10 protein-coding genes are annotated in these 13790 nt (G+C 71.0%); 8 read left to right on the forward strand and 2 right to left on the reverse strand.

Going from position 1 to position 13790, the window contains the following annotated elements; translation table 11 throughout:
• Nucleotides 1-5: 5 nt before the first annotated feature.
• Nucleotides 6-1148, reverse strand: a complete 1143-nt coding sequence (locus QSJ30_RS13800; RefSeq protein WP_285610182.1) for an aspartate aminotransferase family protein — start codon at nucleotides 1146-1148, stop codon at nucleotides 6-8.
• A gap of 163 nt (nucleotides 1149-1311) precedes the next feature.
• Between QSJ30_RS13800 and QSJ30_RS13805 the strand changes: the two genes are divergently transcribed.
• From QSJ30_RS13805 to QSJ30_RS13815, 3 genes are read left to right on the forward strand one after another with little or no spacing between them, the layout of a single operon-like run.
• A complete protein-coding gene (locus QSJ30_RS13805; protein ID WP_285610185.1) occupies nucleotides 1312-1716 on the forward strand; it encodes an arginine repressor in 405 nt (134 codons plus the stop codon).
• 53 nt (nucleotides 1717-1769) lie between these two features.
• Nucleotides 1770-2510 carry a hypothetical protein gene (locus QSJ30_RS13810; protein ID WP_285610187.1) on the forward strand — a complete coding sequence of 247 codons (741 nt, stop codon included), beginning with the start codon at nucleotides 1770-1772 and terminating at the stop codon, nucleotides 2508-2510.
• A 4-nt stretch (nucleotides 2511-2514) separates the two neighbouring features.
• Nucleotides 2515-3654, forward strand: coding sequence for a murein hydrolase activator EnvC family protein (locus QSJ30_RS13815; RefSeq protein WP_285610189.1), 1140 nt, complete (start codon nucleotides 2515-2517; stop codon nucleotides 3652-3654).
• 3 nt (nucleotides 3655-3657) lie between these two features.
• Here the strand turns inward: QSJ30_RS13815 and QSJ30_RS13820 are convergent, their stop codons facing one another.
• The gene (locus QSJ30_RS13820) at nucleotides 3658-4845 is read right to left on the reverse strand and encodes a type II secretion system F family protein (RefSeq protein WP_285610191.1); all 1188 of its coding nucleotides are present in this window, start codon (nucleotides 4843-4845) and stop codon (nucleotides 3658-3660) included.
• Between the two features lie 104 nt (nucleotides 4846-4949).
• On the opposite strand from QSJ30_RS13820, the gene QSJ30_RS13825 reads away from it, so the two are divergent.
• The 5 genes from QSJ30_RS13825 to QSJ30_RS13845 all read left to right on the forward strand — a co-directional run bounded on the left by QSJ30_RS13825 (nucleotide 4950) and on the right by QSJ30_RS13845 (nucleotide 13790).
• Nucleotides 4950-7439 (forward strand): serine/threonine-protein kinase, encoded by a 2490-nt coding sequence (locus tag QSJ30_RS13825; RefSeq protein ID WP_285610192.1) that lies wholly within the window; start codon nucleotides 4950-4952, stop codon nucleotides 7437-7439.
• A gap of 133 nt (nucleotides 7440-7572) precedes the next feature.
• A complete protein-coding gene (locus QSJ30_RS13830) occupies nucleotides 7573-8730 on the forward strand; it encodes a DUF4382 domain-containing protein (protein ID WP_285610194.1) in 1158 nt (385 codons plus the stop codon).
• Nucleotides 8731-8957: 227 nt separating this feature from the next.
• Complete coding sequence (locus QSJ30_RS13835) at nucleotides 8958-10928, forward strand: proton-conducting transporter transmembrane domain-containing protein (protein WP_285610196.1); 1971 nt, start codon at nucleotides 8958-8960, stop codon at nucleotides 10926-10928.
• A complete protein-coding gene (locus QSJ30_RS13840) occupies nucleotides 10925-12862 on the forward strand; it encodes a proton-conducting transporter transmembrane domain-containing protein (protein ID WP_285610201.1) in 1938 nt (645 codons plus the stop codon). Before QSJ30_RS13835 ends, QSJ30_RS13840 begins: the two co-directional genes overlap by 4 nt.
• A gap of 1 nt (nucleotide 12863) precedes the next feature.
• Entirely contained in the window at nucleotides 12864-13790 is a 927-nt protein-coding gene (locus QSJ30_RS13845) for a respiratory chain complex I subunit 1 family protein (protein ID WP_285610202.1), read from the forward strand.

Consider the following 13790-nt stretch of genomic DNA (forward strand, 5'->3'; position numbering starts at 1 on the left):
CGAATTCAGGGCTTGGCGAAGGCGTGGATGGCGGCGACGAGGGCGGTGAGGGCCGCGTCGCTGACGTTGAGGGGCGGCATCAGGCGCAGCACCTGGGGATCGCCGGAGCCGCCCAGGAGGATGTGCTGCGCCATGAGGTGCTTTTTCAAGGCGGCGGCGTGGGGCGTGTGGAGTCCGAGGAGCAGCCCCTCGCCCTGGACGCCTTCGACGACCGTGCCTTTCAACTCCTTCCGAAGCCACGCAGCGGCTTCGGAAGCCCGCCCCATCAACCCTTCGGACTCGATGACGTCCACCGTGGCCAGCAGGGCCGCGCAAGCCAGGGGGCCGCCGCCGAAGGTGCTGCCCAGGTCGCCGCCCTTGAGCTTCGAGGCCACGTTGGCGGTCATCAGCAGGGCGCCCATGGGCACGCCGGAGGCCAGGCCCTTGGCGGAGGTCAGGAGGTCGGGCCGCACGCCGTAGAACTGGGCGGCGAAGGGCGTGCCCATGCGGCCCATGCCCGTCTGGATCTCGTCGAAGATGAGCAGGGTGCCGGTGGCGTCGCACTTGGCGCGCAGGGCCTGGAACCATTCGCGGGTGGCAGTCTTGATGCCGGCCATGCTCTGGATGGGCTCGAGGATGATGCCGGCCACGTCCGAGAAGTCCGCCGCCGCCAGGGCGGCCAGGTCTCCGAAGGGCAGCCGCAGGCAGGGGGTGAGGCTGTCCGCGAAGGGCTGGGTGATCTTGGGGTCGTCCGTCACGGAGAGGGCGAGCGTGGTCCGGCCGTGCCAGCCGCCGTCGAAGGCGCCGAGCCGCTTCCGGCCCGTGAGCAGCAGCGCCACCTTCAGCGCGTTCTCGTTGGCCTCGGCCCCGCTGTTGCAGAAAAAGACCGAGTCCATGCCCGAGAAGGCCGTGATCTTCGCGGCGGCGGCATCCCGCACGGGCAGGGCCGCGGCGGCGGAGTAGAAGAGCAGCGAGGCGGCCTGGTCGGCCAGGGCCTTCACCACCTTGGGGTGGCTGTGGCCCGTGGCGCACACGCAGTGGCCGCCGTAGAAGTCCCACCAGGCCTGGCCCCGGTCGTCGAAGACCCGGTCGCCCTCGCCCTTCACCAGCGGAAAGGGATAGGGGGCATAGGTGGGCAGCAGGGCGGGGACGGCGGAGGTGGAAGGCATGCGGGAATCCTGTGCATATGCGTGCATGGGAATGCATAACCATGCAATCGATTGCATAATATGCACACATGAAATCACCAGAATCAAGAAGTATTTCTCTATTTCCTGCGAGTGAAGATCTCAGGGGCTTGCGATTTCATGCAATTTAATGCAACATCCATGCATGGACTTGGATCAGCTCATCCTCCAGCTGCTGGAGACCCACCCCATCGCGGATCAGACCGATCTGCTGGAGCGTCTGTCGGTCGAGGGCCACGAGCTCACCCAGTCCACCCTCTCGCGGCGCCTCAAGCGACTCGGCGTGCAGAAGGTCCAGGGCCGCTATCGCCGGGTGGAGGGCTCCGCCCAGATCCTCCCCGACATCACCATCACCGAGGCGCCGCCCAACCTGCTGGTGCTGCGCACCGCCCCCGGATTCGCCCAGGCCCTGGGCCTCAGCCTCGATGCCGATCCCATCCCGGGCCAGGTGGGCACCCTCGCGGGCGACGACACGGTGTTCGTGGCCGTCCTGCCCGAGCGCCTGGCGGACGTGAAGGCGCACCTGGCCCGGGTGGCGGCGGGACGGTAGGGGCTTCGAGGTCGCAGCCTGTAGACTGATACCTCGTATCGTCTGGAGCCCCCATGGACCGTTTCGGTAGTTCGAAGCTGCGCATCGGCTGGACGCTGGTCTGCCTGTTCCTCGCGGGGCTGATGCTCATGGGCGTCCGGGGCCAGCAGGGGACGGAGGGGTCGCAGATCGTCGTCTTCGGCACCCAGGTGCCCCTGGGCGCCGATTCGCTGCGGGCCTACGTCCTGGGCAGCCTGCAGGGGGTGATGTACTGGCTGGTGTCGCTGGTGGTGCTGCTGGGTGCTTTCATCCCCGTGAGCCAGTGGACCGCCGCCGCGGCCCGGGGGGAGCGGCTCAAGGGCTTCTTCGCGGGGACCGGTCTGGGCTTCGCGCATGGCTTGTTCCTGTCCCAGGTGGCCCTGATCCCCGTGTGGGCGCTGAGCTGGCGCCTCATCGGCGAGGCCTGGCCGCCGGAGCTGCTGCGGGCGGATCTGCACGGCCTCCTGCTGGGCCTCCAGATGCTGCTGTGGGCGGTGCTGCTCGGGCGCCTGCTGAAGTCCAGCGCCGGCCTGGCCCTGCTGCTCACCCTGCTGCTCCGGGAGCTGGGCCCCCGCCTGAGCTTCTTCCTGGATTTCGGCCAGGACCTGGGCTGGAGCGCGGGCCAGGTGAAGGTGCTGGAGGTCTTCGTGCGGCTGCTGCCCATGGCCCAGCTGCCCTCGGATCCCTTCTCGCCGCTGGCGCTGCCCCTGTCCATCGGCGGACCCCTGGTGTTGGGCGCCCTGGCCATGCTGCTGCCGGCGGGGGGGCGGAAGTAATCGGATGCGCCGTGGCCTGGGCCTCCTGCTCCCGGTGATCCTGCTGGGCCAATCGGCCCAGGATCCGGCGGCGCTGCGCCAGAAGCTCGCCACCATCCAGGGGCGGCTGGGCCAGGTGGACCAGCAGCTCGCGGCGCTGAAGAAGCGACGCAAGGGCGTGCTGGTGGAGATCCAGGGCATTTCGCTCCAGCGGGACCGGGCCAGGGCCCAGGTGGATGGTGCCCGGCTGCGCCGCGACCAGGCCCAGAGCGAGGTCCAGGTCATCGGTCGCGAGCAGGCCCGCATCCAGGGCGAGGTGCTGAAGCTCCAGGGCGACCTCCGCAAGCAGGTGCGCTGGATGCAGGCCCTGGGTCCCTGGGGTGACGTGGGCCTCTACGCCTCCTTCAAGGACCTGGACGCCTGGCTGGTGCGGGGCCGCATGCTGGCCTGGGCGCGCCTGCAGGAGCGGAAGCGCCTGGAGCAGATCCACCGGCTCCAGGGGGATCTCGCCAGCAAGGAGAAGGCCCTGAAGGAGGTGCTCGCCCGTCTGGCCAACGAGGAGAAGGAGGCCGCCCAGCTGCAGGCCGCGCTGCGGCTCCAGGAGGAGAGGCTCAACGGGTTCCTGGAGGGCCTGCAGAAGGACGAGGCCGCCCAGAAGCAGGTCCAGGCCGAGCTGGCGGAGGAGGCGGTGCAGCTGGAGCGCCTGCTGGCCGGCCTGCTGGTCAAGCCCAAGGGCGAGGTCTTCGAGGCCGCCGTGGGGTTCGCCACCCTGCATGGCAGCCTGCCCCAGCCCGTGGAGGGCACCCTGGCCCAGGGCTTCGGCGAGCACCTGCACCCGCGCTTCCACACCAAGACCGTGCAGAGCGGCCTGCTCATCGCGGCCTCCAGCGGCGCCACGGTCGCGGCCGTGGCCGACGGCAAGGTGGTCTACGCGGACTACTACCAGAGCTACGGGCCCATGGTGATTCTCGAGCACGGCAGCGGCTGGTTCACCCTCTACACCCACCTCCTGGGGCTCCAGGTGGCCAAGGGCCAGGTGCTCAAGGCCGGCGAGACCGTGGGCGCCGTGGGCGACACCGTGGATGGCCCGCGCCTGGGCTTCGAGATCCGCCACCAGGCCCAGCCCCAGGACCCGCAGAAGTGGCTGAAGAAGAAATACCGATAGGCCCTACCGCACCACGCTGCTGGCGTTGAAGAGCGGCACGTAGATGGCCAGCAGGAGGGCGAGGACGACCACGCCCATGAAGAGGATCAGGATGGGCCCGATGAGGCTGGTGACGGCGGTGGTGGCCTTCTCCACTTCCTGATCGAAGAAGTCGGCCACGTGGTCGAGCATCTCGGGCAGGGCGCTGCTCTGCTCGCCCACGCGCACCATTTCGACCGCCAGGGGATCCAGGATCTTCGCCTGTTCCAGGGCGAGGTGCAGGCTGCTGCCGGCGCGCACCTTCTCGGTGACCGTGGCCAGGCCTGCCTTCATGCGCTCGCTGGGGCTGGTGCGCTGCACCACCTCGAGGGCCTGCACCGCGGGCAGGCCGCCGGACAGCAGCACGCCCAGGGTGCGCGAGAAGACGCTGGAGTGGTACATGCGGTAGAGCGTCCCGACCTTGGGCAGCATCAGCAGCAGGCGCTCCGCCAGCTTGCGGCCGGCTTCGGAGGCGGCCATCCACCGGGCGAGGACGCCGAGTCCGACGAGGATGAGGCCCTGGAGCCAGAGGGTGGAGCTGATCACCTTGCCCATGCCCAGCAGGACCCTGGTGATCAGGGGCATCTCGATGTCGCCGCCCGCGTAGAATTCCGCGAAGCGGGGCAGCACCACGTTGAAGATCACGCCGAGGGCGAGGATCAGCACCAGCACCAGGAAGGCCGGGTAGAACAGGGCCTCGATGATGCGGCGGCGGCTGTGCTGGGCGAACTTCTGGAAGGACAGCCAGCGGGCCAGCACGTCCGGCAGGGTGCCGCTGCGCTCGCCCGCCACCACGTTGCTGCGGTAGACGGGAGGGAAGCTGCCGGCCTGCTCCAGGGCGTCCGAGAAGGACATGCCCTCACGCACCAGCGCCACCACCTGGGTGAGGCTGCGGCGCAGCTGGGGATCCTTGCCGTGCCCCACCAGCAGCTCCAGCGACTGCAGAAGGGGGATGCCGGCTTTCAGCAGGGCCAGCAGCTCCTGGTTGAAGAGCACCAGGGACTCGGTCTTCAGCTGCGCGCGGCTGCGGAACGCCGTGTCGGTGCGGGTGATCTCCAGCGGGAAGCCGCCCTCGGCCATGACGCGGGCCCGCAGCGCCTCGACGCTCTCCGCCTCGAAGTCCCGAACAAGGACCTCGCCGTTGGAATGGGTGAGCCGGACCGTGAATCGCATGGGCACCTGGGAGCTTTGAGGATAGCGGGTTGCGGGCCCGGAGTCTGGAGGCTGGAGCCCGTCGGCGGGATCCGGGTAGCCTCAGACGATGCCCCGGAGGCCCTGTGCCACGTCGCCCGCTGTTCCTGCTGCCTGTCCTGACCTTCACCCTGGCGGCCCAGGCCCCCCCCGTGGCGCCCCTGCGCAGCGGCGTGCCGGAGCCCGTGGTCCTGGACCTGCGTGCGGCGGACGGGGCCCTGCTGGTGCCGAAGGACAACCGGGATGCGGCCCAGGTGGAGGCGGCCCGGCAGCACTGGGCGCCCCTGGTGGCGGGCCTGAGGGAGGCCCCCGCCGTGCGGCTGCGCCTGCCCTCCGGCGAAGGGCGGCTCCCCCTCCTGCTGGCGGCGGCCCAGGCCCTGAAGGCCCAGTCGCCGGACCAGCGCCTCTATGTGGCCTTCGATCCCCTGGCCGCGCCGCTGCTGGATGAGACGGCCTGGGGCGCCGTGGACGGCGGAGCCCTGGTGCCGGCGGACCTGAACCTGGACCCTGCCCAGTGGCGGGCCCAGCTCACCCGGGCCCAGGACTCCTTCCCCGGCCGGCCCTGGACCCTCTGGCTGCCCTCGGATCCCGGCGCCCTGGTGTCGACGCTCCTGGGCGATGGTGGGCGGGTGGTGGTGCCCGCCGGCGGTCCCGGAGCCCGGCTGGCGGAGGCGTTGCCCGCGGGCTTCACCGAGGTGGAGGGCGGCCTGGGCGACCTGACCCTGCGGAACCGGGCCGGGGCCATGCGGCGCTGGACCTTTGCCGAGGGCGCCTGGTCGCCGGTGCCCCTGCCCAAGGACCGGACCGAGGTGGCCGTGAGCGCCGCGGAAGCCTATGACGTGGGCGCGCTGCTGGCCAAGGTGCGGGCCACCCAGCTGCGGAACCGGGCGGCGGTCCGCACCGTCCAGGCCAAGGCGGAGCTGGACCTGCACATCCAGGTGCCCACGGGGCGGGGCGGGGACCTGGGCTTCAGCTTCGGCTACTTCGAGCAGGCCGGCGAGTGGCCGGAGCTGCTCCAGAAATCGGTCCGCTTCAATGGCGTGACGGCGAAGCTCGACGGCGAGGTGCAGCTGCCCCTCATCGAGAGCCGCCAGTCCATGTCGCTGCCTGTGGCGCTGGGCATGACGGAACGCTACCGCTACCGCGATGGCGGGCCCGCGGGGCCGGGGCGGCGGCGCCTGCGCTTCGAGCCCGTGGATGCCGACCCGCTGCTGTACTCGGGCGACCTGGAGGTGGAGGAGGCCTCGGGGCGGATCCTGGTGGAGCATCGGGAACGCACGAACCTGCCCGGCACCGTGAAGAGCGAACGGGAGATCCTCACCTACGGCGAGGCGGCCCCGGGCCTGTGGCGGCCCGTCGCGGTGCAGACCTTCGAGCGCTGGGTGAGCGCGGGAGGGGTGGTGCAGGTGCAGCGGCGCTTCACCTACCGCGAGTTCCAGGTCAACGGCGAGGGCTTCGTGGCGGCCCGCGCCGCGGCCCGGGCCTCCGGCTCCACCATGCTGAAGGTGACGCCGGAGGGCGCCCGCTACTTCACGAAGCAGGGCGACGGCACCCGGAAGATCGAGGAGAAGGCCAAGAGCAGCGGCCGGGCCCTGGCCGGCGTGGTGCTGGTGGATCCGGGCCTCACGCCCCCGGTGGCGCCCCTGGGCGGCCTCCTCTACTTCGACTACAACGCCTTCGGGAAGGGGGTGCAGCTCAACGCCCTCACGGCCATCCTCTTCAACACCGCCAGCCTGGCCATCCCCCGGGGCCTGGGCAGCTTCGACGTGAGCGCCGACGCCACCACCCTGCTGCTCAAGACCACCGAGCGGCCCGTGCTGAACGGGCGCCTGTCCGACCAGGAGGGCGTGGGCCGCCGCTTCGGGAAGGTGGGCCTGGAGCTGGGCCGCGACCTGGGCCTGGGCTTCCGCCTGGAGGGCCGGGGGGATTTCCAGTACGACGACTTCGGCGAAGGGGACAGCAAGTACCGCACGCCGGGCTACCAGCTGCCGCCCTCGGGCCTGACCCGGCTGGGCACCCTCCAGGGTTCCTGGCTGTTCCGGGGCTTCCAGGTGCGGGCCTACCACGGCTGGGGCCGCCGCCCCGAGGGCACCTACGGCCTAGCCACGGCCCCGCAGGAGGTCCCCGAAGGTGGCGACTTCCGGCGCTGGGGCGGCAGCCTGGGCCTGGACCGGGAGGTGGTGCCGGGCTTCTGGTTCCACGGCGAGGCGGGCTGGGCCTCCGGCCGGGCCTTCGACCGCTTCAAGGCCCTGGACGTGGGCGGCATGGGCGGCGTGGTGCGCATCGCCGGCATCCGGGCCAATGCCATCACGGCGGACCGGCTGACCTACGGCAAGACGGCGCTGGCCATTCCCACGGGGCCGAACCTGCGGCTGTCCCTCAGCCTCGAGTACGCCCGGGCGCGCAGCCTGGATGACCAGAAGACCTACGGCATGGGCGGGGTCGGCATCACGGGCGACCTGCCTGGCTTCTGGGTCTTCACGGCCGTGCGGGTGGACCTGGGCGTGGGCGTGCAGAGCGACATCGCCGGAGTCCGCACCGTGAACGGGTATGTGGCCCTCCTCAGGGTGTTCTAGGAGCGATAGATCGAAAGATCTATGTATTTATTTGATTGATCTTAAATATGAAATTTTGAATTGCGGAGGCGCCCTTCCGGGACCATGATGGCTGTCCTGATGCCTTTTTCCGGGCACGGTTTCGGAGGTGAACATGCTGAACTGGCGCACATCCTTCCTGTGGTTGGCCGGCCTGGGGCTGTCCCTTCTGGTGGCCTGCAGCGGCGGATCGAGTTCCGGCGGTGGCAGCGGAACCATGAACGTGCACCTGGTGGATGGCCCCATTTCCGGCTACCAGGAGATCAACGTCAACATCCAGTCCGTGGAGATCGCCAGCGGCAGCGGCTGGATCACCCTCGGCACCCCCAACAAGACCATCAACCTGCTGAACCTGGTGGGCGGTGTGGACGAGACTCTCGCGGCAGGAGCCACCCTGCCGGCGGGCCACTACGGGCAGATGCGGCTGGTCCTCGGCTCCGGCAACACGGTGAAGCTGGCGGACGGCACCGTCGAGCCGCTGAAGGTGCCCTCGGGCATGCAGAGCGGCATCAAGCTGATCGTGAACTTCGATGTGGCCGCGGGCACCACGAAGGATGTGTGGATCGACTTCGACGCAGCCCACTCCATCCAGGTGGTGCAGGCGGGGATGTCGGGCCAGTACATCCTGCGACCCACGATCTGGGCCTTCGACAAGCTCGTCACGGGCTCCATCCACGGGACGCTGACAGATGCCGCGACCTCCGCGGGTATTGCGGGAGCCACGGTCTATGCGGAGACCCTGGATGGTTCCGGGAACGCGCGGATAGCCCGCCACACGGTGACGGACGCCACTGGCGCCTACACCCTGGACCTGCTCCCGGTGGGTTCGACCTACTACGTGGTGAGCCAGCCCGCCACCGGCTCGGCGACGACCCTCAAGGCCTATGACGCCAAGGCCAGCGACGCCTTCGCCCTCAGCGCCACCACCCCGGTGTTCACCTACAGCGCGGCGTTCACCGCGAATGCCTCGCTCGGGGGCGTGGGCGGCGGCCTCACACCGGTGGCCACCAGCAGCCAGAGCGATCAGGTCAACCTGCTCCAGTCCCTGACCACCTCCTCTGGCAGCCACACCTTCATCGTCCAGACGAACATGGCCACTGTGGGCACCTCCACGGAGACCTACACGTTCCCGACGGTCCCGATCGGCACCTACAGTGTCCAGGCCGTGCGGACCACCTTGAACCTGGATGGCACCACCACCACGACCACCTCCACCGTCCAGCCGGCCACCGTAACCCTGGGCGTGACCGCGACCGTGAACCTGGGGCTCTGAGTCCCACGCTCTGCCTCGAGGCCCGGAAGCCCTGGAACCAGGCGCTTCCGGGCCTCGCTCTGTCGGCGGCCGATCATCACGTGCTTTGCATCTGCTTTGAAGACACGCCCGGGTTGGGAGTAGCATGGGCCCAACCGACCTCGGCCCATCTGATGACGTGTCCTCTTTCCTGGGGGCCCCCCAATACCTGATCCGCCGGGCTCGTTTCCTGAACCCGGAGCGTGCAGATGCTGGATGTGGCCTTGGTCCTCGCGTCCTCCGGATGCTGGTTCGCAGGGGCCCTGCTGTCCGCCTCCTCGCGGCCGCCGGAGCGCCTGGCCACGGGCCTCGGCCTCCTGGGCAGCCTCCTGGCCCTGGGCGCCTCGCTCCACCTCCTGCTCGGGGGAGCCCCCTCGGGCCTGTTCTTCCGGGCGTGGGGCTTCCCGGCCCGCCTGGAGCTGGATGCGCTGTCCGCGGCCTTCCTGCTCCCCCTCCACCTGGTCGGGGGGCTCGGCCTGATCTACGGGCAGCGCTACTGGCCGGCCCAGCTGGCCTGGGGCTCGGGGCGCTCCCTCCGCTTCTTCTACGGCCTGCTCGTGGCGGCCATGACGCTGCTCTTCCTGGCCCGGCACGGGCTGGTGTTCCTGGTGGCCTGGGAGCTGATGGCCGTGTCGGCCTTCTTCCTGGTGGGCACCGAGCACGAGAAGCCGGAGGTCCGGCGCGCCAGCTGGGTCTACCTGGCCTGCACCCACACGGGCACCCTCCTCCTCACGGCCATGGTCATCCTCATGGCCCAGCGGATGGGGGGGCTCCTCTGGGTGCCCCTTCCGGCCGCCACCTCGCCCTGGTTCGAGGGCGGCATCCTCCTCCTGGCCCTGGCGGGCTTCGGCTTCAAGGCGGGCGTGCTGCCCCTGCACTTCTGGCTGCCTTCGGCCCACGCCAGCGCCCCCAGCCACGTCTCGGCCATCCTGTCGGCGGTGATGCTCAAGACGGGCATCTACGGCCTCCTCCGCGTGTCGAGCCTGCTGCCGGGAATCCCCCGGGGGGTGGGCGGCACCCTCCTGGCCCTGGGGGCGCTCACGGCCCTCTATGGCGTGGGGAACGCGCTGGCCCAGCGGGACTACAAGCGGCTCCTGGCCTACTCGAGCATCGAGAACCTGGGGATCATCCTCATGGGCGTGGGGCTGGGCTGGACGGGTCGGGCCGCCCACGATCCCTGGCTGACGGCCCTGGGCTTCGGCGGGGCCCTCTTCCATGTCTGGAACCACTCGCTCTTCAAGAGCCTCCTGTTCTACGGGGCTGGGGCCATCCTGCACGCCACGGGCACCCGGGACATGGAGGCGCTGGGGGGGTTGGGCCGGAAGATGCCCCGCACGGCCCTGGCCCTCTTCCCGGCGGTGCTGGCGGTGACGGCCCTGCCGCCCTTCAACGCCTTCCTCAGCGAGTGGTTCCTCTACCGGGGCCTCTTCCTCTCGCTTGGCCGGGGGTACCCCTGGTCCGCGGCCCTGGGCCTGGTGGCCCTGGCCCTGGCGGGGGGCCTGGCGGCGGTGGCCTTCGCCCGGTTCTTCGGCACGCTGTTCCTGGGGTCGCCCCGGAGCAGGGCCGCGGAGCACGCCCATGACCCCGCAAGCTCCATGCTCCTGCCCATGGCCGTCCTGGCGGGCCTCTGCCTGGTGGTGGGCCTGGGCGCCTTCCTGCTCCTGCCCCTCCTGGACCGCGCGGTCTCCGCCCTGGCGCCGGGGACCCCGGCTCTGCTCGCCGCGGGGCTTCACGGGGACCTGCGGCTGCTTGCGGGCCTGGAGCTCGCCCTCCTGCTGCTCGTCGCGGCGGGCCTCGTCTGGCTGCGCCGGCCGGCCGACGCGCCGGAGGCCGCGCCGCAGGACCTCCCCACCTGGGGCTGCGGCTACGCGGCCCCCGTGCCCCGGGCCCAGTACACCGGCAGCTCCTTCGCGGATGCCTGGGCGCCGGTCCAGCCGGGCCTGCGGGCGCGGCTGCCGCACCTCCGGGGGCTGTTCCCGGGCGGAGCCTCCTTCCGGCAGGCTTTCCGGGAGCCCTTCGGCGAAGTGCTCCTGGAGCCGCGGGTGGCCCGGGCGGCGGAACGGCTGCTCCGGTTCCGCCGCCTCCAGCCGGGCCACCTGCCGGTCTACCTCCTCTATGTGCTGCTGACCCTCCTGGGCGTCTTCCTCTGGATGCTGCTGAGGGAGAGGTTGCTGGGATGAAGCTCTACCTGCTCGCCCTCCTGGCCGCGGCGGCTTCCGGTGTACCGGGGCTGTGGATGCGGCGGAGGGGCGGAGAGGTGGCGGTCGGGCTGCTGGGGCTGGCCGGCGTGCTGGGTCTGGGGGCCTCGCTGGCGGTGCTCTCGGGTGGTCCGGGCGGCTCGTTCGCCCTCCGCACGGCCTCGCTGGGAACGCCCGGCCTCCTGGTGGTCGACCCGGTCGCGGCCTTCTTCGCCATTCCCGTCCTGGTGCTGGCCTTCTGCGGGGCGCTCTACGGCCTGGGCTACTGGGAGGGGCGCCGGGGCAACACGCCGGCCCTGCGCCTGGTCTACGGGCTGCTGGTGGCCTGCCTGGTGCTGCTGGTGGCGGCCTCGCACATCCTGGTCTTCCTGCTGGCCTGGGAGGGCATGGCCATCGCCGCCTTCCTGCTGGTGATGGCCGAGGACCGCGAAGCCGAGACCCGGCGCGCCGGCTGGATCTACCTGGTGGCCACCCACACGGGCACCCTGTTCCTGTTCGGGGCCTTCGCCCTGCTGGCCAGGACCACGGGCCAGTCCGGCTTCGCCGCGCTGCCGGTGGGCCTGGCTGCCACCGGCGCCGGGACGGCCCTCTTCGCGCTCTTCCTGCTGGGCTTCGGCTTCAAGGCGGGGGTGCTCCCGCTGCACTTCTGGCTGCCCCCGGCCCACGCCGCCGCCCCCAGCCACGTCTCGGCGCTGATGTCCGGCGTGCTGCTCAAGATGGGCATCCTGGGGCTGGTCCGCTTCCTCTCCTGGGTGCCGGATCCACCGCTCTGGTGGGGCGGCGTGCTGGTGGCGCTGGGCGCCCTGTCCGGCCTCCTCGGCGTGGCCTTCGCCCTGGGCCAGCACGACCTGAAGCGCCTGCTCGCCTACCACTCCATCGAGAACATCGGGATCATCCTGCTGGGGCTGGGGCTCGGCACCCTGGGCAAGAGCCTGGGGAACCCGGTGATGCAGACCCTGGGCTACGCCGGGGCCCTGCTCCACGTGCTGAACCACAGCCTCTTCAAGGGCCTGCTGTTCCTGTCGGCGGGCGCCGTGCTGCACGCCACGGGCACCCGGGACCTGGAGCGCCTGGGCGGGCTGGGCCAGCGCATGCCCTGGACCTCCGGGGCCTTCCTCGTCGGTTCCTGGGCCATCTGCGGCCTGCCGCCTCTCAACGGCTTCGTGAGCGAGTGGCTGATCTACCTGGGGGCCTTCCGGGGACTGGGCCTCGGACGGCAGGCCTGGCCCGTGGTGATCCTCCTGTCCCTGGCCCTCATCGGGGCCCTGGCCCTGGCCTGCTTCGCCAAGGCGTTCGCGGCCGTCTTCCTGGGGCTGCCGAGGACGGGCGCAGGGGCCCACGCCCATGAGGCGCCCCGCGTGATGCTCCTGCCCATGGGGGTGCTGGCCCTGGCCTGCCTGGCGATCGGCGTGGCCCCCCTGCTCCTGATGCCCGCCCTGGGCCGCGTGGCGGATGCCCTCGGCCCCGCGGCCGGCGCCGGTCTGTCCTCCCTGGGCGGGCTGGGTGCGATCTCGGGCGTGGCCCTGGCCCTGGGGCTTCTGGCGCTCCTGCTCTGGCGCTGGCTTCGGCCCGTTCCCCAGGCCGGCGACCTGCCCACCTGGGACTGCGGCTATGCCGCCCCGGATGCGCGCATGGAGTACACGGCCTCGTCCTTCGCGGACGGCCTGGTGCGGGGGCTCCGCTGGGCCCTCTGGCCCGTGGTGCATCGGCCCAAGGTGTCGGGCTGGTTCCCGCGCCCTTCGAGGTACGAGAGCCAGGTGCCCGATCCGGTCCTCGACCGGGCCGCGACGCCTTCCCTGCGGCTCACCGTCAAGGGCGCCGCCCTGCTCCGCGTGGCCCAGGGCGGGGCGCTGCCCGTCTACCTGCTGTATGTCCTGCTCACCCTGCTGGTGCTCCTGGTCTGGATGGTGGCCTGAGATGGTTCGATCCCTGCTCCCGACGATCCTTCAAACCCTGCTGCACGGGCTGACGGTCCTGCTGCTGCCGCCCCTGCTGCCGGGCCTCATCGCCAAGACCAAGGCCCTGATGGCGGGACGACAGGGGCCGCCGGTGCTCCAGCTCTACTACGACCTGGCCAAGCTCGCCCGCAAGCGGGCCGTCTTCAGCCGCACCACCTCGTGGGTGTTCCTCGCCGGTCCCGTGGGCGGCGTGGCCGCGGGCCTGGCGGCCTCCTGCCTGGTGCCCTTCGGCCACACCCCGGCGCCGGTCTCCTTCGAAGGCGATGTCATCCTCTTCGCCTACCTCTTCGGGCTGGCGCGCTTCCTCACGATCCTCTCGGCCCTGGACACGGGCTCCAGCTTCGAGGGCATGGGCGCGGCGCGGGAAGCCACCTTCTCGGCCCTGGCGGAACCCGCGCTTTTCCTGGGCTTCGCGGCCCTGGCCAAGGCCACCTCCAGCCTCTCCCTGGGGACCATGCTGGTCTTCCCCGGCAGCCTCGCGACCCGGTTCACGGGGCCGCTGATCCTCATCCTGGCGGGCTGGGTCATCGTCTACCTGGCGGAGAACTCGCGCATCCCCGTGGATGACCCGAACACCCACCTGGAGCTCACCATGATCCACGAGGTGATGGTGCTCGACCACTCGGGCCGGCCCTTCGCCCTGGTGCTCTACGGCGCCAGCCTCAAGCTCCTGGTGCTGGGGGCGCTGATCCTGACCCCGGCCCTGCCGCGGGCGGCGCAGGCCTGGCAGAACTGGCTGGTCTTCTACCTCGCCCTCGGCGGCCTCGCGGTGGGGGTGGGCCTGGTGGAGAGCTCCATGGCGCGGTTCCGCATGACGAAGGTCCCGCAGTTCCTGGTGGCCGGGGTGCTGGCCACGGGCTTCGCCTTCCTCCTGATGCTGGTGTAG

Origin of the sequence: Geothrix edaphica, from assembly GCF_030268045.1 — a bacterium.
GTDB lineage: Bacteria > Acidobacteriota > Holophagae > Holophagales > Holophagaceae > Geothrix > Geothrix edaphica.